Source organism: Thalassovita gelatinovora (assembly GCF_001458355.1).
Classification (GTDB): domain Bacteria; phylum Pseudomonadota; class Alphaproteobacteria; order Rhodobacterales; family Rhodobacteraceae; genus Thalassobius; species Thalassobius gelatinovorus.
The window spans coordinates 75,419-97,169 of record NZ_CYSA01000018.1 but is presented as its reverse complement, the minus strand read 5'-3'; the positions used below and the strand labels follow the sequence as shown (position 1 = coordinate 97,169).

23 protein-coding genes, 4 tRNA genes and 2 pseudogenes are annotated in these 21,751 nt (G+C 55.3%); 22 read left to right on the top strand and 7 right to left on the bottom strand.

Annotated features, from left to right (window positions below):
• Positions 1-266, bottom strand: a pseudogene (locus TG4357_RS10205) (transposase); the annotation flags it as partial.
• A gap of 278 nt (positions 267-544) precedes the next feature.
• Here TG4357_RS10205 and TG4357_RS10200 point away from each other — a divergent pair.
• Entirely contained in the window at positions 545-1,279 is a 735-nt protein-coding gene (locus TG4357_RS10200; RefSeq protein WP_058262791.1) for a Crp/Fnr family transcriptional regulator, read from the top strand.
• A 58-nt stretch (positions 1,280-1,337) separates the two neighbouring features.
• Here TG4357_RS10200 and TG4357_RS10195 read toward each other — a convergent pair whose 3' ends face one another.
• Positions 1,338-1,526 carry a hypothetical protein gene (locus tag TG4357_RS10195; RefSeq protein ID WP_058262790.1) on the bottom strand — a complete coding sequence of 63 codons (189 nt, stop codon included), beginning with the start codon at positions 1,524-1,526 and terminating at the stop codon, positions 1,338-1,340.
• 634 nt (positions 1,527-2,160) lie between these two features.
• Between TG4357_RS10195 and TG4357_RS19930 the strand changes: the two genes are divergently transcribed.
• From TG4357_RS19930 to TG4357_RS10175, 4 genes are all read left to right on the top strand, one after another.
• Positions 2,161-2,289, top strand: a complete 129-nt coding sequence (locus TG4357_RS19930) for a hypothetical protein (RefSeq protein ID WP_267886194.1) — start codon at positions 2,161-2,163, stop codon at positions 2,287-2,289.
• A gap of 75 nt (positions 2,290-2,364) precedes the next feature.
• On the top strand, positions 2,365-2,898 hold the full coding sequence (locus TG4357_RS10185) for a hypothetical protein (RefSeq protein ID WP_058262788.1): 534 nt from the start codon (positions 2,365-2,367) through the stop codon (positions 2,896-2,898).
• Entirely contained in the window at positions 2,898-3,107 is a 210-nt protein-coding gene (locus tag TG4357_RS10180; RefSeq protein WP_058262787.1) for a hypothetical protein, read from the top strand. The genes TG4357_RS10185 and TG4357_RS10180 overlap by 1 nt, the downstream gene beginning before the upstream one ends.
• Before the next feature lie 52 nt (positions 3,108-3,159).
• Complete coding sequence (locus tag TG4357_RS10175) at positions 3,160-4,086, top strand: transglutaminase family protein (protein WP_058262786.1); 927 nt, start codon at positions 3,160-3,162, stop codon at positions 4,084-4,086.
• A 428-nt stretch (positions 4,087-4,514) separates the two neighbouring features.
• Here TG4357_RS10175 and TG4357_RS10170 read toward each other — a convergent pair whose 3' ends face one another.
• From TG4357_RS10170 to TG4357_RS10160, 3 genes are read right to left on the bottom strand one after another with little or no spacing between them, the layout of a single operon-like run.
• Entirely contained in the window at positions 4,515-5,075 is a 561-nt protein-coding gene (locus TG4357_RS10170) for a YbhB/YbcL family Raf kinase inhibitor-like protein (protein ID WP_074647089.1), read from the bottom strand.
• Positions 5,072-6,019: a YHYH protein gene (locus TG4357_RS10165; protein ID WP_233487475.1), complete on the bottom strand. Its 948-nt coding sequence runs from the start codon at positions 6,017-6,019 to the stop codon at positions 5,072-5,074. The genes TG4357_RS10170 and TG4357_RS10165 overlap by 4 nt, the downstream gene beginning before the upstream one ends.
• 35 nt (positions 6,020-6,054) lie before the next feature.
• Positions 6,055-6,696, bottom strand: a complete 642-nt coding sequence (locus TG4357_RS10160; protein ID WP_058262783.1) for a hypothetical protein — start codon at positions 6,694-6,696, stop codon at positions 6,055-6,057.
• Positions 6,697-7,290: 594 nt separating this feature from the next.
• Here TG4357_RS10160 and TG4357_RS19495 point away from each other — a divergent pair.
• Positions 7,291-7,440 carry a hypothetical protein gene (locus TG4357_RS19495; RefSeq protein ID WP_158509067.1) on the top strand — a complete coding sequence of 50 codons (150 nt, stop codon included), beginning with the start codon at positions 7,291-7,293 and terminating at the stop codon, positions 7,438-7,440.
• Between the two features lie 136 nt (positions 7,441-7,576).
• Here TG4357_RS19495 and TG4357_RS10155 read toward each other — a convergent pair.
• Both TG4357_RS10155 and TG4357_RS10150 read right to left on the bottom strand, forming a co-directional pair.
• A tRNA-Leu gene (locus TG4357_RS10155) sits at positions 7,577-7,663 on the bottom strand.
• 57 nt (positions 7,664-7,720) lie between these two features.
• Positions 7,721-8,260 (bottom strand): tetratricopeptide repeat protein, encoded by a 540-nt coding sequence (locus tag TG4357_RS10150; RefSeq protein ID WP_058262782.1) that lies wholly within the window; start codon positions 8,258-8,260, stop codon positions 7,721-7,723.
• Between the two features lie 103 nt (positions 8,261-8,363).
• Between TG4357_RS10150 and TG4357_RS10145 the strand changes: the two genes are divergently transcribed.
• From TG4357_RS10145 to TG4357_RS19075, 16 genes and pseudogenes are all read left to right on the top strand, one after another.
• The gene (locus TG4357_RS10145) at positions 8,364-9,110 is read left to right on the top strand and encodes a rhomboid family intramembrane serine protease (protein ID WP_058262781.1); all 747 of its coding nucleotides are present in this window, start codon (positions 8,364-8,366) and stop codon (positions 9,108-9,110) included.
• Entirely contained in the window at positions 9,107-9,478 is a 372-nt protein-coding gene (locus TG4357_RS10140; protein ID WP_233487473.1) for a GFA family protein, read from the top strand. Before TG4357_RS10145 ends, TG4357_RS10140 begins: the two co-directional genes overlap by 4 nt.
• Positions 9,479-9,606: 128 nt before the next feature.
• A complete protein-coding gene (locus tag TG4357_RS10135) occupies positions 9,607-9,993 on the top strand; it encodes an MAPEG family protein (RefSeq protein ID WP_058262780.1) in 387 nt (128 codons plus the stop codon).
• A gap of 95 nt (positions 9,994-10,088) precedes the next feature.
• Positions 10,089-10,163 (top strand) — tRNA-Gly (locus tag TG4357_RS10130).
• Between the two features lie 73 nt (positions 10,164-10,236).
• Positions 10,237-10,311: transfer RNA gene (locus tag TG4357_RS10125), tRNA-Gly, on the top strand.
• 162 nt (positions 10,312-10,473) lie between these two features.
• Positions 10,474-10,549, top strand: a tRNA-Thr gene (locus TG4357_RS10120).
• A gap of 165 nt (positions 10,550-10,714) precedes the next feature.
• On the top strand, positions 10,715-11,902 hold the full coding sequence (locus tag TG4357_RS10115) for a tyrosine-type recombinase/integrase (RefSeq protein WP_058262779.1): 1,188 nt from the start codon (positions 10,715-10,717) through the stop codon (positions 11,900-11,902).
• A gap of 26 nt (positions 11,903-11,928) precedes the next feature.
• Complete coding sequence (locus TG4357_RS10110) at positions 11,929-12,849, top strand: hypothetical protein (RefSeq protein WP_058262778.1); 921 nt, start codon at positions 11,929-11,931, stop codon at positions 12,847-12,849.
• Positions 12,850-12,989: 140 nt separating this feature from the next.
• Positions 12,990-13,196 (top strand): helix-turn-helix transcriptional regulator, encoded by a 207-nt coding sequence (locus TG4357_RS19080; protein ID WP_074647093.1) that lies wholly within the window; start codon positions 12,990-12,992, stop codon positions 13,194-13,196.
• Positions 13,189-13,614: a helix-turn-helix domain-containing protein gene (locus tag TG4357_RS10105; RefSeq protein ID WP_058262777.1), complete on the top strand. Its 426-nt coding sequence runs from the start codon at positions 13,189-13,191 to the stop codon at positions 13,612-13,614. Before TG4357_RS19080 ends, TG4357_RS10105 begins: the two co-directional genes overlap by 8 nt.
• A 52-nt stretch (positions 13,615-13,666) precedes the next feature.
• A complete protein-coding gene (locus tag TG4357_RS10100; protein ID WP_058262776.1) occupies positions 13,667-14,692 on the top strand; it encodes a site-specific integrase in 1,026 nt (341 codons plus the stop codon).
• Between the two features lie 62 nt (positions 14,693-14,754).
• A complete protein-coding gene (locus TG4357_RS10095; protein WP_058262775.1) occupies positions 14,755-16,311 on the top strand; it encodes a type I restriction-modification system subunit M in 1,557 nt (518 codons plus the stop codon).
• Positions 16,308-17,501, top strand: a complete 1,194-nt coding sequence (locus TG4357_RS10090) for a restriction endonuclease subunit S (RefSeq protein WP_058262774.1) — start codon at positions 16,308-16,310, stop codon at positions 17,499-17,501. Before TG4357_RS10095 ends, TG4357_RS10090 begins: the two co-directional genes overlap by 4 nt.
• Positions 17,502-17,519: 18 nt before the next feature.
• On the top strand, positions 17,520-20,393 hold the full coding sequence (locus TG4357_RS10085) for a type I restriction endonuclease subunit R (RefSeq protein ID WP_058262773.1): 2,874 nt from the start codon (positions 17,520-17,522) through the stop codon (positions 20,391-20,393).
• A gap of 299 nt (positions 20,394-20,692) precedes the next feature.
• A complete protein-coding gene (locus TG4357_RS19700) occupies positions 20,693-21,214 on the top strand; it encodes a hypothetical protein (protein WP_058262772.1) in 522 nt (173 codons plus the stop codon).
• Positions 21,169-21,443, top strand: a pseudogene (locus tag TG4357_RS19075) (ATP-binding protein); the annotation flags it as partial. The gene TG4357_RS19700 and the pseudogene TG4357_RS19075, both read left to right, overlap by 46 nt.
• Positions 21,444-21,751 lie beyond the last annotated feature (308 nt).

Here is a 21,751-nt window from a genome sequence, read left to right as displayed (position 1 = left end):
TGGCTCGCGAAGAACTGGGTGGCTTTTTTTAGGATGTCCCTCTCCTCCTTGAGGATGCGGTTCTCGCGCCGAAGCCGTTCGTTCTCCAGCGCAAGCNCGCGATCCTCGGGAGATACCACATCCGTGCCACGGTGCGCGTTCACCCACTTGTTCAGCGTCGAAAGCCCAACGCCCAGATCATCCGCAACTTGTCGCCGTGTCAGCCCGCTGGTCAGCGCAATTCGCACCGCGTCTTTGCGGAATTCATCCGTTCTTCCTGTGCCCATAGTTCGTCTCCTTTGTTGCAGTAAATGCTATCAAAGGAGCGGCATCAAACCGCGACAGGTCCAAGGCAAGCAGGAGCGCCTCGCAGATCGATAGGGCGGCCTGGCCTGCATGTTCGCTCGCCGTGGACATCCGGGGTTCCTTTCTTGGCATCGTGAACCGGGAAAGATGAGGTTCAAATACATCCGTACTTCTCGCAGGAATCGCCTTATGCTGGACTGATCCAGAGCAGTGTCCGGGCCGATTTCCGCTCTTGGGTCACGACACGCCGGGAGGCCCCATGACATCAGTTGAACACAGCCCTCTGACCCGCAAGCTCTCGGCCTTCGTCGCTTTGTCTGATGTCGAGCTGGCCGTGCTTGAACGACTGCACCAGCGTCGTCGAACCTTTGTCGCGGGGCGCGATATGGTGCATCAGGGCCAGTCGGCTCAGGCCGCCTATATCCTGTCCGCGGGTTGGGTTTGTTCCTACAAGCTGCAGGCCGACGGGACGCGGCAGATCGTGGATTTCCAGGTGCCGGGGGATTTTCTGGGGTTGCGGAGCGTTCTCTTGCGCACCTCGGACCACAGTTTCGAACCCATCGTGGACATCGAGGCCGCCGAAGTGCTGACGAGCGACCTATTGGAAGCGTTCGCGCAGACCCCTCGCTTGGCGACCGCAATACTCTGGGCGGCGTCAAGGGACGAGGCGATGGTCGTGGAGCACCTCGTCGGGATCGGTCGGCGTGATGCGGACGCCCGCATGGCGCACTTCCTGCTGGAGCTGGGATCGAGGCTTGCGCTGGTCGGCATGGGCAGCAAGGAAGGGTTCGAATGCCCGCTGACGCAGTATCATCTCGCCGATACGCTGGGGTTGAGCGCGGTCCATGTAAACCGCGTCCTGCGCCAGCTTCGCGAGAGTGGACTGGTGACCTTTCGGGACGGACAAGTGACGTTTCACGATTATGGCGGGCTGGTGGACCTTGCCGAGTTCGATCCGGCATATCTGGACCAGACCGGACCGCTCCTGAAATAAGAGGGCCGCCCTCCCTTGTTTGGCAGGCGGCCCCGGTGATCACGTCAGACGCGCGCGGTCACGCGAGAGCGTGGGTCGCCGCATCGAGTTCCTTGTTGGTCTCGACATCATTCTTCGCCGTGTTCGCCTTATCGGCCGCCTGGTAATGCTTCAGAGCGGCGTCCTTCTTCGGACCAGCGGGCGCCTTGTCCCACGTGGCCTTGACGGATTTCATCTTGTCGGCGGTTTTTGTTTGTTCGGGAGTCATTGGGAATGTCCTTTCATGGACGTTCCGAGAATAAGAAGCGTGCCGACATGCTGACCTTTTGAGGTCTGACACGCCCGCATGCTTCTCGGGTACTCGAAAAAAAATGCCTTACCAAATATTCGGCGGGCACATCTCACCTAGCCGATATCAACGCACCTCCGCACTGACGCAGGTTAGTCCCAGCGCGTCCGGCAGGTCGAATGACACCGCGGCACTCAGGCCACCATGGTTTGCTGGTGGGAGATCCTCAGCCAGGTGTCGTCATCGTTGAGGTAAACATCTGAAACAGCACCAAGATGATCGCGAGCACGGCCCAGATCGCACCGCTTTTGCCGGGGCGGCCACGGGGCTGATACCGCAGGATGCTCAGGCGCCCAGCTATGGTGACGGTTTGCGAGAATTCTGATCGCGCGTGGCCGCGATGCCGCCGATGTGCCTTTGACCCAAACATTCGGGGACAACATTTTGACGGAATTCAAGGTCTGGACCGATGAATTGGCCTAACTGACTTTGATTTTCTTCGAAGTGCGCCGTCGTAAATTGAGTGGCCAGTCCCCATATATAGAACCGATCCCAAGCCTTCCGGTCCGTCATGGATGAGGCGTTGGCGTCGGCCAATCAAAGGAATGATGACATGTCCTTCAAGGACCTGACCGCTAGGGCTGCGGCCGCATTGAAGCTGAAGCCTGCAAAGACCCCTTCCGAAGAGAACGAGACCAAGCCCGCCGGCAAGGAAGCGCCAGCGAAACAAGAGACATCTTGAGGCCTGCGCAGGATGCGCGCCCCATTCTCATGGAGCGCGCCAACAACAGAAACAGTAAGGGAGAGGATTACGCCGATGGAAGATCTGACAAGCAGGACCGTTGCGGTTTTCGTCCGGCCGTTCACCGTTCCAGGCTTTGCCGAGACGCTCCCGGCAGGAGAGTACGAGATCGAAACGGAGTTGGTTTCGCCACCGGATCAAGAGGATCCCGCAGCCTGGAAGGCCTCCGTCCTTGTAAAGCTTCACCCCCGAACATCGCATCCTGGACTTGTGCGGACACTGACCGTTTCACTTGCCGACCTGGACCACGCACGTGCGAGGGACAAGCTGACGGGTAAGGCGATGTCCAATTTCTTCCTCGAGGAAATGCTGGCTGACCCGATGGTGCGCCTCGTGATGGAGGCCGATGGCGTCTCCGAAGCACATCTGCGACATCTCTATTCTGAGCGTGGGACGCCTGATCCCGATCTGAATGGGCCGGCGTCGGCGACGACCACCCAAAGAACGCGGGACGATGCGTCAATCCGGGCCGCCGAAAACGAAGGAATGCCTTCAAGATCGGAAACGCTGTCGCGATCGCGCAGCCGCCACTTAGCGGGACAGATTTGATGTCGGGCGGGGCCATGGCCGAAGGCGCGATGCCATACACCGTAACCGTAAGGGCCCGGCGCGACGTTCCGCAGGAACGCCAATGCCTGCGGTGCGAAACCCTGTTCTGGAGCGAAGGGTTCGGAGAGCGGATTTGCAGGCGCCGCAAGGGATTGAACGCCTGGCGAAACGCCGTGCCCGATAGCTCCGGGTCATCGCGCCGCCGCTGATCCGCATCGACTTGCGTGAAGTCTTGCTCGAAACACACTGGACCCCCAAATTTTGGCCTGCCGCCACATCATTCACACTACAACCTACCGATACCGTCAGGCGGTCTCTCTCGGACCGCACAGGCTAATGCTGCGTCCACGCGAAACGCGTGAGTTGCGTCTTTTCTCGCACGATCTGTCCATTACGCCGACGGCAGCTGTTACCTGGGCGCATGATGTGGCCGGCAACGCCATCGCCACCGCCATCTTTGACGGTCCGACAGATCATCTGGTGATCGAAAGCCGCGCCAGCGTGGAACTGACCGCGCCAGTCTGGCCGGTCTTTGCCATCGCGGCCTCGGCCGCCCAATACCCCTTTGTCTACGCCGCCGACGAATGGACGGACCTAGGTGCGTTGACGGTGCCGCAATACGATGACGTCGATGGCCGCCTTGCCAGATGGATCGAGGGCTTTGTCATGGCGCGCCCGACCGACACGCTGTCTCTGCTGAAGGACATCAGCAACGGCGTGTTCACGCAGATTTCCTATCAGAGCCGAGATGACGAAGGTACCCAGTCGCCCAACGAGACTCTCGAAAGGGGATGGGGCTCGTGTCGCGATTTCGCGGTGCTGCTTGCAGAGGCGGCCCGCAAGCTTGCACTTGGGGCTCGCATCGTCTCCGGCTACCTGTCCAATCAAGAAGACAGCCTTATCGGGTCCGCAGGTACCGGGTCTACCCATGCCTGGGTTGAGATATACCTGCCCGGCGCAGGGTGGATCGCCTTCGACCCAACCAACCGGAGCGTCGGCTCGCAGAACCTTGTGCCAGTTGCAGTTGGCCGGGACATTCACCAGGTCGTGCCGGTCTCTGGCAGTTTTTCAGGAGGTCGGGGCGCCCTAAGTGATCTTTCGGTTGAAGTCTCGGTTCGCACCAGAAATCACGAGATCGCGAAGCTATCGGAGGACCGGACCAATCCGTTAGCTTGTCCAGGACTCTAGGTGCCCGGGGCGTGCATTTCGCGTGCATGCAGTTCTGAAGGTCAGCAAAGCGTCGCGGAGGAGGCCTTCACCTGGCTCTTTGCCGAATGGCGACTTCGTCTAAGCGAACTGTGAATTTGACGCCCGATCCTTGCTGCGAGCCGCGCCAATGGCCTTTTCTCTCGCCGCGCGACGGCATGGCGGTTTTCGCTCACGCCGCATTTTTGGTGCTGCGTGCGCGCGCAGCACTAAATCACAATGGCCGAGTCGGGGCTCAGACCTGTCGTTAGCTGCATCCTTGCCCAACGGCCGCTTTGGCACAACGTTCAAACCTTGCAAACTCCGCTTTCTGCGCAAAGATGCCGTTGGAGCATCTCTCAGCGAGAGGCCGGTTCGAGCCCACTTTACAGATTTTCTGGATCGCCGCGAACGTCCGGTGTAGGCGCGATTTAGTTCCAGAATGTGAATGATGAGGACGATATGACGAGCGGTTCGATGGCCTGTGTCATTTCGGTCCAATATACCTGTGGGCTGTCGTTGGCTGGCAGTGTGTCTGGGGCCGAATTCAGCGCGTAGAGCGTGATGGTGTATTCGTGGCGTGCTCCGGGTGGTGAGCAAGGTGGCGTATACCCTGTGCGTCTCTCGTCTTTGTCCGCGCCTTCATCGCCGATGGAGGTTGGGTTCCCGCGCGGAATGGTGGTTGTGTCTGAAGGGATGTTCCACAAGAGCCAGTATTGGCTGGGAACGTCGGTGCCCGGGAACTTGCCGCGCGGATAGTGGTGCATGATGACTGCGAGACTCTGCGTCCCTTCGGGAACGGTTGACCATGCGAGCGGGGGCGAGAGGCCATCGCCCCCATCGCGGCTGCATTTGAGATCGCTTGGCAGATCACCGCCGCTTTCAATGGCCGGACTTGTCAGCGTGAATGTTTCTTGGGCGATAGCGGCACCAGTCCAGATGCAGCATAGCAGCATCGGTGCAAGTCCAGACAGGCGAAGTGCACGTGTCATCGGCAGAATTCCCCTTCCATGACGTCCCCATCATTGGTCACGGTTTTGGTCGAGTAGTCGTAGCAGTTCTCCGTAGCTGAGGGGCTGTAGCGGATATAGTAATCTTCGCCCTGATAACTGTAGTCCATGCTGCGGCTGCCATCGGTGCTTTGCGTGAACACAAGATTTTGGACGCCACCTTGAGGCGGCCGACCTGGTTGTGCGCCGCCGCCACTTGCGGCTGACAGGGGGCGTACACGCGGCAAATCATTGAAGTTCGGCAGCTCACCCATCAGGCATTGTACGATATAGGGCGCTTCTTGGGAGGTGTGGTAGCGATAGCCGAATGTGTCGTCGGTTTGCCCGTTGCAAACGTCCAGAACACCACCTTCGATGGTGGTGCCGTCGGGGTTTGTGTCGCCGTAGATCGGAAAACCGTCAAACGCCCAGCCGATGATTGCTTCTGGTCCCGCATTGGCCATTTGCGCGATCATGCAAGTCGGCGCGACGTGATAGTGATAGTCGTCGCCACGGCCTGCGTGCCCGCCGCACACGTCCAACTGACCAGTTTGCAGCGTGTCGTGTTGTGCCTGATGATGCGCCAGATCAGCTTCCGACATTTCACCGCCGCCAGTGTAGTCGTAAATAGGCACGCCGTTGACCGCCACGCCGAGCGCCGCATCGCGTGTCAGTGGCTTGCCCGAAAAGACAGGATTGAGGACGACAGGTGCGGGATATTCGGCGGGAACGGGCACTTGTTCGTTGGTGCCCACGATGCCAGTCATCATGTCATGATCGGGATAGGTGTCGGATGTCAGAATGGCTTGCGTTTCGGTGCAAGTCACGGTGACGCTGGCAGCGAAGCCCGCATCCGCAACAGAGGCGGCCACGGCATCGCAGTGGTCGTCGTGGGCCAGTGCGGGATTGGCGACGGCAACGAAAATTGAACAGGCCAGAAGGCTCATTGTGCGGTTCATAGTTCGCATTCTTATTCTACGGTTTATTTGACAGTAATGCGGCACAAGACGGTATTGCTTTGTTCAAGATCGGGTCCCCAGATCAGCTCAGCTTTTGGGTCCCAGTTGATGTCGTCGTAGCCATCTTTGGGGCTGACCTCGCGGGTGCTAAACACGCTGGCTTGCGGCCATTCTGATGCATCAAAGGATGCCGTGTCCCAGCCATCCGGTTCTTCTATCGCGTCAAATGTGCAAGCACCTTCGCCAGCGACAGGATTTGTGGACACCTCGCAGGATTTGTCCAAGGGGGCCGTGTGGATGACCTTACATGTCCACTCTGCGGAACTGGCAGCCACGGTCTGTCCTGCGGCATTCCGGATTTGAAGGATCAGCCCACCATCGCCCATCTGCTGGCGTCCCGTTCCTATGTATTCCAAACCAGTATCATTTTCTTTGAAGTCTTTTGCCACAACTCCGACCACGAAAGGCCGCTCGGCCTTGAACGTGAAACTTTCTGAATTAAAGGACCGCTCTGTCGTGATTGGTACGCTGTCCTGGGCGACCTGCGTGCCATCGATACGCATCTCGAACCAGTTGTCGGCCCAAACGTCGGATGAAAAGGTCTCAGCGCCTGACGCAGTGGCGCAGAGCGAACACAGAGCAAAAATGGCGAAGGTCGGTTTCATGATGGGTCCAATGCGATTGTTATCATATTTATACGCGCACCATGCGTCATTCCGTCGGGCTTTGTTGAAAATGATTCAGCTATGACGACAGATTCCGCCACTGGGAGCCAGCAGAGCGGCATCGATGGGGCTCTGCATCATTGGTTTCAAACCTGACGAACTAAGACCGCAGTCGCCCGAGAAGCAGCTAACCGGACTTTAGCGCAGATGCAGCGAAGCTCATTTTGTCCCGCTCAGCAGACCTTGGCTCCAAGCGCAGCGAAGGTCCGGAACCCGCCCTACTTGCAGGGGCAACATTGGCACTTCGCGAGCGACTGTGAACAAGCATGCAATTTTGACCCCGTAGCGGGGTGATCTGCGTCCAAAAATGACCCCCTTACACTGATGTGGATAATGCCCCCGAACCCAAGACTTTCTATGAGAGCCCCTTTTCGGACATCGATGACCTCGGGATTGCTGGTGTCTTTGAGAAGGGTCATGCGGCCGAAATCATTCGGATCGTAAGAGGCGTCAACGATGCGGCAGTCGCTGCCTGAATATTGAAAGTTAAGATGCAAGAAACTGAATTTCGAAAATGGCTCGAAGCTAGGATTGTTGTGTAGCGCTTGGCTGTTCAACCTCGGCGGCTGGTTTCCGGTATGGCTCGCGTGGTCCGTCTCGATGGCGCTTTCGATCATCGACATGATCTTCGGCAAGGAAATCGGTCACGCTATTGGCAAGTGGCTGGCGCTTATGCTGACGTGATTTGTCAAAGTGTATCGGTCTGGTTTTCCGAAACAGATTGATACCCTAGTGAATGTTGCCTGGGGGGGTGGCTGGGGGGTTATGGGCATATATCATTTATAAAAGATAATAAAAACAATGAGATAATGTGTAAAAGTGGTGCGGGCGGTGGGACTCGAACCCACACGGGGCTACGCCCCAACAGATTTTAAGTCTGGTATGTCTACCATTCCATCACGCCCGCGCCGGTTTGGTGCCGGGACAATAGCGAAAGCTTGCGGGGTGTAAAGTGGATCGATGATCAAAGTTCCTTGCCCTTGGGGGTTTGCAGAAGATTTCGTTCCGGTAGCCATGGATTAAGGTTGACCGCCAACCGCAGCACGGCCTGACCTTCTTCGTTCCGGCCCAGACCGATCAGCGTCAGCGCCTTGCCCGTCAACGCCGCCACATGAGTCGGCGACAGGGCCAGCGCGCGATCGAGATCGATCAAGGCGCGGTCGTAATCTTGTTGCAGGAAGCGAACAAAGGCGCGCTGGTTATAGCCTTCGGCATAATCGGGGCAATACGCGATCAGCCGGTCGAAATCTTCCAGCGCACCGATCAGATCGAAGGCGCGCCGCTTGCCCATGCCGCGATCCAGCACCGCTTGTGCCGCTTCGTCCGGGGCATCGGCCCACAGCGCCCACAGTTGATTGCTGATTAACCGCGCCTGATATTCGTTCGGTGCGTCCTGAATGCGCTGCAACAGATCGTTCACTGCCACCGAATGGTCCGGCGCATCGGGACAGGCCGACGCCATCGGTGCAAAGAACAGGAAAACAAGGGCGATCAGACGGTTCATGCCAATAAGGATGGCGCAAAACCGCTGTTGATCAAGTCACGTCAGCCTGCGCCGGGATCTTTGCGTGGTTGACGCCGCCCGTAAAAGCCGAAATCGTCCCTCCATGTTACCAATCCGCGATCATAACCCGTCCGAACGCACACCCTACGTCACCTACGCCTTGATCGTGGTGAATGTGCTGGTCTTTTTCAGCTATGTCGGGCTGTTTTCCGATCAGCGTGCGCTGGCGTCGTTTTTCGACACTTGGGCGCTGATCCCCGCCCGGGTGGCGCAGGGGCAGGACATGATCACGCTGTTCACCACCATGTTCATGCATGGCGGCTTCATGCATCTGGCGGGAAATATGCTGTTCCTGTGGATCTTCGGTGACAACCTGGAAGACGAGATGGGCCATATCGGCTATTTGCTGTTCTACCTTGCGTCGGGATTGGCGGCGGCGCTGACCCATGTCATCGCCGCGCCCTATTCGGATGTGCCCACGGTGGGCGCGTCGGGGGCGATTGCCGGGGTGATGGGGGGGTATCTGTTGCTATACCCCAAGGCACGGATCGATATCCTGTTCATTTTCATCATCTTCATTCGGATCTTTTCGGTTCCGGCCTGGGTCATGCTGGGGTTTTGGTTCCTGCTTCAGCTGGTATCTGGAACCGGGGCTGATGCCATGGCAGGGGGGGTGGCCTATTGGGCCCATGCGGGCGGCTTCATTGCCGGTTTCGTGCTGACCTTGCCGATCTGGCTGCGTCAGGGCGGTGCCCGGTATTGGAACCAGAACCAAGGACGTCCGCCCCATCCCGAGACCCGCTATGAACTGACCCCGACCCAGATCCCCCGCGTGAGGAGACGAAAATGACCGCCGATCCCTTGAAACTGACCTGCCATTGCGGCGCGGTAGAATTGTCGGTGCGGTTGAGCGACGGGTTCAACACCGCCCGACGCTGTGATTGTTCCTTCTGCCGGCGGCGCGGTGCCATCGCGGTTTCGGCACCTTTGGACGGGATCGAGGTGGTGAAAGGGGCGGAAAACCTGACGCTGTACACTTGGGGCACTGGTGCCGCGAAACATTATTTCTGCAAGACCTGCGGTATCTATACCCATCATCAGCGCCGGTCGAACCCCAATGAATACGGCGTGAACGTGGCCTGTATCGAAGGCGTCAACCCGCGCGACCTGGGCGATGTGCCTTGGGCCGATGGGATCAATCACCCGTCAGACCGCTAAGATGGTCCGAGACGCGTCAATATTTGCCCATGGTTTTGGCCGCTATGTGATCCAACGTCACCCCGGGCGCGGCTTGCATTATTCCAACAGACCGTCACCTTGGGCGCGAACGATTTGCGGAGGATAACATGCTTGCCATCACGGCCATCTATGCCAGCCTTATGGGCCTTCTTTTCATCACGCTGAGCGCCAATGTCATCCGCTGTCGGTTCAAGGCACGGGTTTCGGTCGGCGATGGCGGCGATCCCGCGTTGATCAAGGCGATCCGCAGTCAGGCCAATTGCGCCGAATATGCGCCGATCGGTCTGATCCTGCTGGGGATTTCCGAAATTCAGGGCGCACCGGGCTGGGCGGTGCATGTTCTGGGGGGGGCATTGCTCGGGGCGCGCGTCCTGCATGCTTATGGCTTCGGTCACCGGCCGCAGATCGTGTGGATGCGGCAATTGGGCATTGTTCTGACCATGGCCATGATCGTGCTGGCAGCCCTTGGCAATCTGGGTCATGCGCTGATCTGACCCTCCCGCTGCGCAGAGTAGATTTTTGCCGCCAGAGGTCATTTTCCTCTTGCAGCTTACGGCCAGAGTTTATATCTGACGCCTCACCCAAGGAAGCGGGCGTAGCTCAGGGGTAGAGCATAACCTTGCCAAGGTTAGGGTCGGGCGTTCGAATCGCCTCGCCCGCTCCAATTTTCCCACCGGTCGCAAGATCGGACACCCCACGGGAAACGTAAGATGTCGACGTTACAGGCAACACGCCGAGCGGGCGTAGCTCAGGGGTAGAGCATAACCTTGCCAAGGTTAGGGTCGGGCGTTCGAATCGCCTCGCCCGCTCCAATTTTCCACTGTTCCAACCGGGTGATGTTTTGCGCAGTGCCGTGGTTTGACCCGGTCAGCGATTTGCAGGACCGACAGCCGTTCCCCGAGCCAGCCCGAAGACGATTTTTTTTCAATTGCTTGCTTGAGATTTATTTAAGGCAGTGCTACCTCGCGCGGTACGCCCCTATAGCTCAGCTGGTAGAGCAACTGATTTGTAATCAGTAGGTCCGCGGTTCGAGTCCGTGTGGGGGCACCATTTCACCATATTTTAAAGTCCAGTGACATCCGATTAAGCCTTGTTTATAAGGGCTGTGTCGAGATCGTTTGTCCAATGCTGTTTTTTGTCATCCAGCTACGTACCCCCAGAAAAGGGGTATACTTGGGGGTACGATGAAAATCGAAAAACGAGCGTACCCCCAGAATGCCTTTAAGCGACATACAGATTCGGAATCTGAAATCGAAAGAGAAAGCCTACAAAGTCAGCGATTTTGAGGGCCTCTTTCTTCTTATTAAGGTCAGTGGTGCGAAGTCGTGGCGATTTAAATATCGGATCGATGGAAAAGAGAAACTCCTTGTGATTGGGGACTACCCCGCGATCAGCCTCGCTCTAGCGCGAAAAACTCGGGATAGCGCGAAGGCGCAGCTTGCCGAAGGGATTGACCCGAACGAATTCAAGCAAGAGGAAAAGCGGGTTCGATTGGAGGCCAAGGGCCAGACCTTTGCCAAGATCGGTGTCGCGTTTCTGGACAAGCAACGCAAAGAAGGGAAGACCAAGGCGACCTTGGATAAGACAGAGTATCACTTGCGACTGGCAAACAAGGATTTTGGACGTAAACCGATTTCTGAGATTACCGCACCGATGATCCTAAAAACACTGCGAAAGGTCGAGGCGAAGGGGAATTATGAAACCGCGCACCGCCTACGCGCGCGGATAGGATCGGTGTTCCGGTATGCGGTCGCCAGCGGCATTGCAGATACTGACCCAACCTATGCCTTGCGCGATGCCTTGATCCGCCCAACCCGCGTCCATCGCGCGGCGATCACCGACCCCAAGGCGTTAGGCCAGTTGCTGCGCGAGATTGAGTTGTTCGATGGGCAAGCGACCACGCGCATCGGATTGCAGATGTTGGCGTTGCTCGCTCAACGCCCCGGCGAAATCCGCCATGCGAAATGGTCAGAGTTTGATATTGAAGAAAAGGTCTGGGCGATCCCTGCGGGCAAAATGAAAATGCGCCGCGACCATTCTGTGCCGTTGCCGGATCAGGCTTTGGCCCTGCTCGACGAATTGCGTCCGATCACGGGCGAGGGCGAATATTTATTCCCGTCGCTACGGTCTTGGCATCGTCCAATGAGCGAAAACACCTTGAATGCAGCTTTGCGTCGAATGGGGTATTCCGGCGAAGAAATGACCGCGCATGGGTTTCGCGCTTCATTCTCAACCTTGGCCAATGAAAGTGGGCTGTGGAACCCGGACGCAATCGAACGCGCGCTGGCCCATGTCGAGAAAAACGAAGTCCGCCGAGCCTATGCGCGGGGCGAGCATTGGGACGAACGTATAAGGCTTGCGGGTTGGTGGGCTGGATATTTGGATGATGTAAGGGCAAATTGATCCTATTGAGTTCGATAGGATGCATTATGAGTTCACTTACTGCCGATCAATGGGAAGCAATTCTTACTAGAGCCCTTGCAGGAAAATTAGGAGAACTCGCGCGTTGGGAAAAGCCAAAGTTTGGTATTTGCATTGGCCCTGATGGAAGCAAATTATTCGACGAATTTGAAAGTCGAGTGTTTGAGCTGAAAGCCGAACTTGAGGCTTTCCTGAACGCTCAAGACGAAGTGTGGCTAACGGGTTTCCTATATGATCCAAACCCAATGCGTGAAATGCAGCAAACTGCTACTTGGTTGGGTTTTCTGCGGGAAGAAATCAAAAAGTTGCACAGAGTTCGACCGCCGGATGTCGCTGGTGGCTTTGGCCACCCCAATTTTCGTGCAGATTTTGATTATTGGGCGAAGGTCAATTATTTCACGGTCAACGAGGCCTTGTTGTTGTCATTTGGGGTGGAGCCAAAGCACTTCGGGGATGACGAATTATCAGCGCTCAAAGAGGCGTACGAAAAAGGCACATCGCTTTGGCAACCAATCCAATATCTGATCAGGCGTCGTGACCAGTTTGTACGGCAATTCCCATACGCGCTCAGAAAAGGGAGAATTATGCCGCTTGAACTGTTCGACTGGTTCAGATTAGTCGACCTGCCTGTGCATCCAGAATTCACTTCGCACTACTGTAACAGTGCAAGCGATGGTCCGGACGTTGCAGGCACAGAGGTACCAAAAAAAACTCATAGACGAGAAGTCGACACGATATCCCAATTGTTCACAGCCATGGCCATTGAATATTTTGGGTACGCCCCTGCTGAAAAACGTAGCCCAGTTCCCAAGGAGATTGTTGACCTTGCCGCGAGTATGGGAATCCAGATCACTGACGAGACGGTTTTGAAATACCTTCGCGTCGGCGCATCCTTTATTTCAGACGATTGGCGCAGGGATAAAACTTGATCTCTTAACGATCAAAACCACTAAAGCCCTTTATTATCAGATCACTATATTTCATCGACTGCAAGTTAGCCCGATCCGATACAAAAGGGTTCTGACCGCGTAAATCTTGGCTGGATTTAAACAGACCAGGCAAAACGAAAATGAACAAACACCCATTCCCCCGAACTGGGCTTGTCCGCTTATCCCAAGTCCTAGCCCCCAATGGCCCAATCCCCGTGTCGAAATCGACTTGGTGGCAGGGCGTAAAAGACGGACGGTTTCCGAAACCTCTAAAACTTGGACCGCGCACGACGGTTTGGAAGGTCGACGATATCCGCGCCTTGTTTGAGGGGGGCGAAAATGAGTAAGCGCGCCAACCCGATGTCGGTAAAGGCCGCCATGTCGTATGAGATTGGTGAGGCCGCATTGGCACTGGGCAAAACACCAGCGACAATCCGAAACTGGATCAAGGATGGCCTTCCAGTGATGTCGTCGCGCAAACCTTATCTGATCTCCGGGGCCGCGATCCGCGAATACCTGCGCGCCAAATACAAATCGGCAAAACGCCCGTTAGATGCCGATCAACTGTTTTGCCCGTCCTGCGGCTGTGGTCGTCGGCCCTTGAACAGCCTCGTAACCATCCAAGCCTTGACGGTGCCAACGTCGCTTCTGAAGGGCATTTGTGAGCACTGCGGCGGCACCAATACGCGGATGATCTCGACGGCGCGGCTCTCTGATTTCGAGAGGGCATTCGTGATCAGAGAAGGGCCAGACAGCGACGCCTAACTGATACCAGCACACCTCTCGAAAACTTACACTTACATTCAGGAGCCGCCCCATGCGGAAAATCAACGAAGAAAACGAACGGATCAAGCGCCGCTATCTGCAATATCTCAAGGTAGCGAAGCGCAAAGACCAAAGCACAGTCCATAAGGCGGCTGAAGGTATACTGCGGTTCGAGGCCAGTACCAACTATGACAGCTTCAAACGGTTTCGCCTCGAACACGCGATCAAGTTCCATGACCGCATTAATTCAGAAGTCAGCAAGACAACCGGAAAGCCTCTGTCGAAATCCACGATTTCTAGCGTTCTGGCCGCGAACAAGGGGTTCATATTTTGGCTGGCCGATCAGGCGGGGTACAAAAGCCGTATCCGGCATTCTGATGCCGACTATTTCAATATGGACTCCAAGGGCGCGCGCATCGCCCATACAGTACGTGAAACGCCTTATCCGTCGATGGAACAAGCGCGCCACGCTTTCAACTACATGCCCGATACTTCTGTGATTGAGCGACGCAACAAAGCCATGTTCGCTTTTCTGATGCTGACCGGGGCGCGAGATGGAGCTGTTGCTTCATTGCGATTGAAACACATCAACATGATCGACGGCTGCGTTTACCAGGACGCGCGCGAAGTGAAGACCAAGAACTCCAAGACAATCACCACCTATTTCTTGCCAGTTGACCTCGAGTATCAAGCCTGTTTCGATGCTTGGGTGGTGTATCTAAAGTCAGAGGCATTGTTCGGCCCGGATGACCCACTGTTTCCGCCGCCGAAAATGGCCGTGGTTGAGGGCGGTTTCCAAATTGTCGGCCTAAAGCGCGATATCTACCAGAACGCCAACGCGATCCGCCAAGTCACAAAACAGGCATTCACCCGTGCCGATCTGCACCCGTTCACGCCCCACGCATTCCGCAAGACCCTAGTCAAATGGGCCGACACCGCCTATCCAACCCGCGAGGCCTTTAAAGCGTTTTCGCAAAACATCGGCCATACCAGCGTCGTCACAACGATCAGTGCCTATTGCCCTGTCTCGAATGAACGTCAGGCGGAACTGGTGAAGAGGCCTAAGAAACCGCTTTAAGCCTTTTCCGCAGCGCAAAGATAAACCATCAATGGAACTCTGGGCATTCGATAGGGGGCAATATGACCGAAGAGCAGAAAAAGAAGCTTGAACAAAAGCTATGGGACATTGCCAACACGCTTCGTGGCAAGATGAACGCCGACGAATTCCGCGACTATATTCTTGGGTTCATATTCTACAAATATCTGTCAGAGCGGCTTTATATCTACGCCAACTCGATCCTGACGGCGGATGGCATCGACTTTGCCGAGATTGACGAAAAGACCGACGAGGGCCAAGCAATCCTTGACGCCGTGGGCGAGGCAGCGATTGATGAGCTTGGGTATTTCCTTAAGCCGTCCGAACTGTTCAGCGCCGTCGCCAAACGCGGCAGCAAGCCGGGCAACTTCATCCTTGAAGACCTTGCGCGCATCCTGAACAACATCGAACGCTCTACCATGGGCACGGAGTCAGAGGATGACTTTGACGATCTGTTCTCTGACATGGACCTGACGTCTAACAAGCTGGGCCGCACCGAAGAGGCCAAGAATACCCTGATCGCCAAAGTCCTGACACATCTGGATGAAATCGACTTTGAATTGGAAAAGGCCGACAGCGACGTGCTGGGCGATGCCTATGAATACCTGATCGGGCAATTCGCCAGCGGCGCGGGCAAGAAGGCGGGCGAATTTTATACCCCGCAAGAGGTCAGCACCATTCTGGCCCGCATTGTCACCACCGGCAAAACGCGGGTGCGCAATGTCTATGACCCCACCTGCGGCTCTGGCTCGTTGTTGCTGCGCGTCGCCAAAGAGGTTGATGTGGGCGATTTCAACGGGCAGGAAATGAACCGCACGACCTATAACCTCGCGCGGATGAACATGATTTTGCACGGGGTGCATTACCGTAACTTTGACCTGCGCCAAGAAGACACGCTTGAACACCCGCAGCACGTCGACAAACGGTTCGAGGCTGTGGTGGCCAATCCTCCGTTTTCGGCCAAGTGGTCGTCCAATCCGCTGCTCTTGAACGATGACCGCTATAGCCAATACGGGCGGCTGGCCCCGGCGTCCAAGGCCGATTTTGCCTTTGTCCAGCACATGCTGCACCAACTGGACGACAACGGCACGATGGCGGTGATCCTGCCCCATGGCGTGCTGTTTCGTGGCGCGGCTGAGGGGCATATTCGCGAATATATCATCAAGGAACGCAACTGGCTGGACGCGGTGATTGGCCTGCCTGCGAACATCTTTTACGGCACCTCGATCCCGACCTGCATTCTGGTGTTCAAGAAATGCCGCGAATACCCCGAAGATATCCTGTTCGTCGATGCCTCGACCTGTTTTGAGAAGGCCAAGAACCAGAACTATTTGCGGCCCGAGGATATCGCCAAGATCGTGGACACCTACAGGGGCAGGGCGGTGGAAGAGCGGTTCTCGCACCGTGCCCCGCTGACCGAGGTGGCCGAGAATGACTATAACCTGAACATCCCCCGCTATGTGGACACGTTCGAGGCGGAAGAGCCGATTGATCTGGCCGCTGTCGCGGCGGAGTTGAAGGCAAACGCAACAGGCATGGCCGATCTAGACGCTCAGATTGCGGGGTTCTGTGCGGAGCTTGGGATTGAGGCTCCGGTATGAATGTTCCTGCGTTGAGGTTTCCTGAGTTTGAAGGGGAGTGGGGTCTGTCTCTTCTTGACAGCGTCACCAAACGACGAAGCGGTCATACCCCTGACAAGAAGCAAAGCGGATATTGGGATGGTGGCATAAAGTGGGTGTCGCTTGCAGATAGCAGTAAATTAGATGCGGGGTACATTTATGATACAGACAAAGAAATCTCCGCCCTAGGTGTTAAGCATTCATCTGCGGTTTTGTTACCTAAAGATACTGTCGTCATGTCTAGGGACGCAGGTGTTGGAAAAAGCGCAATTCTTGCTGAAGAAATGGCCGTTAGCCAGCACTTCATCGCTTGGATTTGTGATGATCCTGACCATCTCAATAACTGGTTTCTCTATAATTGGCTCCAGATCAGAAAAGGGTTTTTCGAGCGGCAGGCTGTTGGCTCGACAATACTCACTATTGGCCTCCCACTATTTAAGAAACTCAAAATTTTTCATCCCTCCCTTCTGGAACAAAAGAAAATCGCGGCGTTTTTGGGGGTGGTGGATGCCAAGATCGCGGCGCTGCGGGCGCGGGTGGCGGGGTTGGAGCGCTATAAACGCGGGCTGATGCAGGCGCTGTTCAGCCAAACCCTCCGCTTCACCAAACCCGACGGCTCTGCCTTCCCCGATTGGGACAGCAAACCATTTTCCGAGCTTGCTGGTTTGTCGAAAGACAGACTAAATCCGACGACGTCCTCTGAAAAACCACCGCTTATCGAGCTGGAGAATCTTGAAAGTAATTTGGGGTCTATCGTGGGCCTGAGTGACTTGGTGGGTCAGCTCAGCCAAAAGACACGCTTTAGGGCCGGCGAAGTTCTCTTTGGAAAGCTTCGTCCGTATCTAAGAAAGTTTGCACGTCCCGATTTTGACGGTGTTTGTTCGTCCGAGATTTGGGTCTTGCGCGGTAAGTTGCTCTCAAACGCCTTTCTTTTCTATCTTGTTCAGGGTTCTCAGTTCAACCAACTCGCCAATATTTCAGCGGGTTCCAAGATGCCAAGGTCGGACTGGAAAACAGTCGCCGAGTCAGAGTTTGAATTCCCCCACCCAGACGAACAAGCCAAAATCGCCGAGGCCCTCTCAGCCATGGACGCCAAAATCGCGGCGGTGGGCGATCAGATCACCAAAATGGAGGCCTTCAAAAAAGGCCTGTTGCAGCAGATGTTTGTGTAACCAGTGCGGGTGTAGACGATGGCCGATTATCAATCCGAAGCACAGCTTGAGGCCGATCTGGTCACACGTCTGACGGGCTTGGGCTATGCCCCTGTCACGCTCCCCGATATGGCCGCGATGCAGGCCAACCTGCGCGCGCAGTTGGGCAGGCACAACGGCGTGACGCTGTCGGATGCGGAATTTGCCAAGGTTCTCAACCACCTCGACAAGGGCAATGTGTTCGAGAAGGCCAAGACCCTGCGGGGCCGGATGCAGCTGACCCGCGACGATGGCACGCCGCTTTACCTGCAATTCCTCAACACGCAAGAATGGTGCCAGAACCAATATCAGGTCACGACGCAGGTGACAGTGACAGGCCACCACAAAAACCGCTTTGACGTGACCTTGCTGATCAACGGTCTGCCCTTGGTGCAGATCGAATTGAAACGGCGCGGGGTCGAGCTGAAAGAGGCGTTCAACCAGATCAACCGCTATCAGCGCCACAGCTATTGGGCGGAGTCGGCGCTGTTCCAGTATGTGCAGCTGTTTGTGATCAGCAACGGCGTGAATACCAAATACTACGCCAACAACCGCAATCAGGATTTCAAGCAGACGTTTTTCTGGGCCGAGGAAGACAACACGCTGGTCACGCAGCTGGATGCCTTTGCCGATGTGTTTCTGGAAAAGTGCCACGTCAGCAAGATGATCAGCAAATACATCGTGCTGCATGAAAGCGACAAGATCCTGATGGTGCTGCGCCCCTATCAATACTACGCGGTCGAGGCGATTGACGCGCGGGTCAAGGCAGGGCGCAAGAACGGCTATATCTGGCACACGACCGGATCGGGCAAGACGCTGACGTCGTTCAAGGCCGCGCAGGTGCTGATCGAAAACCCCAAGGTGGATAAGGTGGTGTTCGTCGTGGACCGCGCCGATCTGGATTATCAGACGACGAAAGAGTTCAACCACTTCTCGGACGGGTCGGTGGATGGCACGGACAACACACGCGCGCTGGTGGGGCAGTTGGGCGGCGATACCAAGCTGATCGTCACCACGATTCAGAAGCTGAACACCGCGATTTCGAGGGATCGGTATGAAGGCGCATTGCAGGCTGTGAAGGATCAGCGGGTGGTGTTCATTTTCGACGAATGCCACCGTTCGCAATTCGGCGACACCCACAAGCGGATTGTGCGGTTTTTCAGCAAGGCGCAGATGTTCGGTTTCACCGGCACGCCGATCTTTGCCGATAACGCGGTGGGGAAGCGCACCACCAAGGATCTGTTCGCCGAATGCCTGCATAAATACGTGATCACCGACGCGATTGCCGACGAAAACGTGTTGCGGTTCTCGGTCGAATATTGGGGGCGTCTGAAACGTAAAGACGGTAGCCTGATGGACGAAGAGGTTCCGGCGATCAACGTGAAAGAGTTCTTTGACAATCCCGATAGGATCGACGGCGTGGTCGATTGGATCATCCAGAACCACGACCGCAAGACCCATAACAAGCAATTCAGTGCCATGTTATGCGTCAGTTCGGTGGATGCGTTGATTGCCTATTACGAGGCCTTCCGGCGCAAGAAAGAGGCAGGCGAACACCACCTGCGGGTTGCCACGATCTTTACCTATGGCCCGAACGAAGCGGACCCCGATGCAGACGGGTTGATTGGCGACCCTGATTTGAACGTCACAGATTTGCCGGTTGATGTTCGAAAACGCGACCGGCTGGAAAGTTTCGTGGCGGATTACAACGCGATGTATCAGACCAAGGAAACAGTCAAAGACAGCGTGGGGTTTTACACCTATTACAATCACCTAAGTCAGCGGTTGAAAAACCGTGACCGCAAAGATGCGCTGGACAAAGATCGCCTTGATATCCTGCTGGTGGTCAACATGTTCCTTACCGGGTTCGATGCCAAGAAACTGAACACGCTTTATGTAGACAAAAACCTGAAATATCACGGCTTGATTCAAGCGTTTTCGCGCACAAACCGCATTTTGGGTCAGGTGAAATCACAGGGGAATATTGTCTGTTTCCGAAACCTCAAGCCGAATACCGATCAGGCGATCACGCTGTTTTCTAACAAAGACGCAATTGAAACGATCTTAATGGCACCTTATGGTGACTATCTTTCGCGGTTTAATGAGGCGGTCGAGGTGTTGAGGGGCATAGCGCCTGATCCCGACAGCGTAAATGAACTGAATTCCGAAGACGATCAACTCACCTTTGTGCAAGCGTTCAGGGATTTGATCCGCCTGCGCAACGTCTTGACCAGTTTTACAGAATATAATGCAGATGATCTAAACTTAGAGCCGCAAGCCTTTGAGGACTACAAGAGCAAATATCTGGATATTCACGACAAGACTAAGGTCGATAAACCTGATGACCCAGCGTCCATCATCGACGAAGTAGATTTCGAGCTAGAGCTCATCCAACGCGATGAAATCAATGTCGCTTATATACTGGGGCTGTTGTCTGAGGCATTTTCAGAACAAGACAGCCTTGATCCCAAAACGCGTGATGCGTCCAAGGCCAAAAAGAAAATGGTCTACGATCTGCTTGGTTCGGAACGGCATTTGCGAAGCAAGCGAGAACTTATCGAAAAATTCATTGAGCAGCACATGTCGGTCATGACACCGGATCAATCTGTTGCGGAGGTTTTTAACGGTTTCTGGGATGAAGAGAAGTCCAACGCAATCGCCCAGATTTGTGCAGCGGAGAACATTGAGCCGAGTGCATTTAAGCAGATGATCGAACAGTATCACTTCACTGGGAAAAAACCTTTGCAAGGTGCTATTGTGGACGCGTTGACCGAAAAGCCAAAAATCCTCGAGCGAAAAGGGATCGTCGAACGAGTTACTCGCAAATTACAGCGGCTGATTTCGACGTTTGACGACGGGATAGGATCCCTTTGATCAAGTATGTGGGGGTACGATTGGGGGTATGATGCGCTGTATGTATTTTTTTATTCAATGATAACAATTTAATAATACTTTAATGTGAAGACGTGTGGGGGCACCATTTAAGTCATTGAAATTGAACGATAAATCGAAGTGCGGTAATCTTAGCGTGCTGTGATTTTCAAACGTTTTTCAAACGCGCGTGGGTTTCACCACGCATTGATTCTGTTAACGCTTTGGTAACCTCGTTTGGTTAACTTTTGGGAAAGTTTTTCGTTTAACCGTCCCCGAACAGAGGCTTACCAAACGCACCTATGTTGCAGACGCTGACAAATACGCGCCCCTATGCCCAACCGCTATACAGCATCCCAAATGAGGGTGAGCGGGTTGCGCTGCCAACCAAGTTGTTTGACGGACTGGTCTTTCTTGCGCCGTTCATTAAGCGTTCTGGCGATCAGGTTGAGAAGTGGGTTCATTTGATCAACGGCAAGCTCTACGTCGTGACCAATAGCCTGATCCTTGAGTTTGCATTCGGTGACAACGCGCTCCCAAATTTGATGTTTGATCTCGACATTATCAGAACCATTGCCGCCTTCGGGACTGCCCCTCAGGAGCTTGTGATAGGTGCCAACACGTTTCTTTTCGAATGGGCCGATGGGCAGGAACTATTTATGCAGGGCGACGCCATTTCTGGGCCTGTATGGTTTGGCGGATCAAAGCCAATGAGCGATGCGCGCGCCGAGACTATTGATAGATACTGGAGCTTTGATGATGGAAAGCCAGTCGATGATATATCCCGTTCCCGAAATCCGGTGGCGCACTGCTGTTCCACCTGATCAGCAAGCTCTACGAGAAAACCAGCGTCATCATCACCACCAACCTGGAGTTCGGAGAATGGGTCGCGGTCTTCGGCCCCTCTCATCGAAACTTCGTTTCGACTGCCGGGCAATGGACGCCAAGATGACAACCGCGCTGCTGGATCGCGTCACGCACCACTGTGCCTTCATCGAGACCGGTAACACGTCATACCGCTTCGCGCAGAGCAAAAACCGCAGAGAAAAATAAGCGCACCGCAAGCAAAGCCCCCAGACGGACTCGCTATATGAAGGCGGCCCGTCTGGGGGCTTTGTCCTCTGAACGACGGGTCAAAATCAAACGCTGAAACCGGGTCAGTTTTGAACGCTCATTGACAGGGTGACCGGCTGGTGTCCGATATCGGAGTTACACTAGCAGACAAGTTCATAGCCGGAGTTTTTTATTCCGACGGTTCGAATCCCGTAGCCTCAGCCACTTGCCCCCGCGAAATCATTCTCCCCGTTCGGCTGCCGCCGAATTTGTCCGTGTTTTCAAAGGGGCTTGTGGGATGGGCTGAA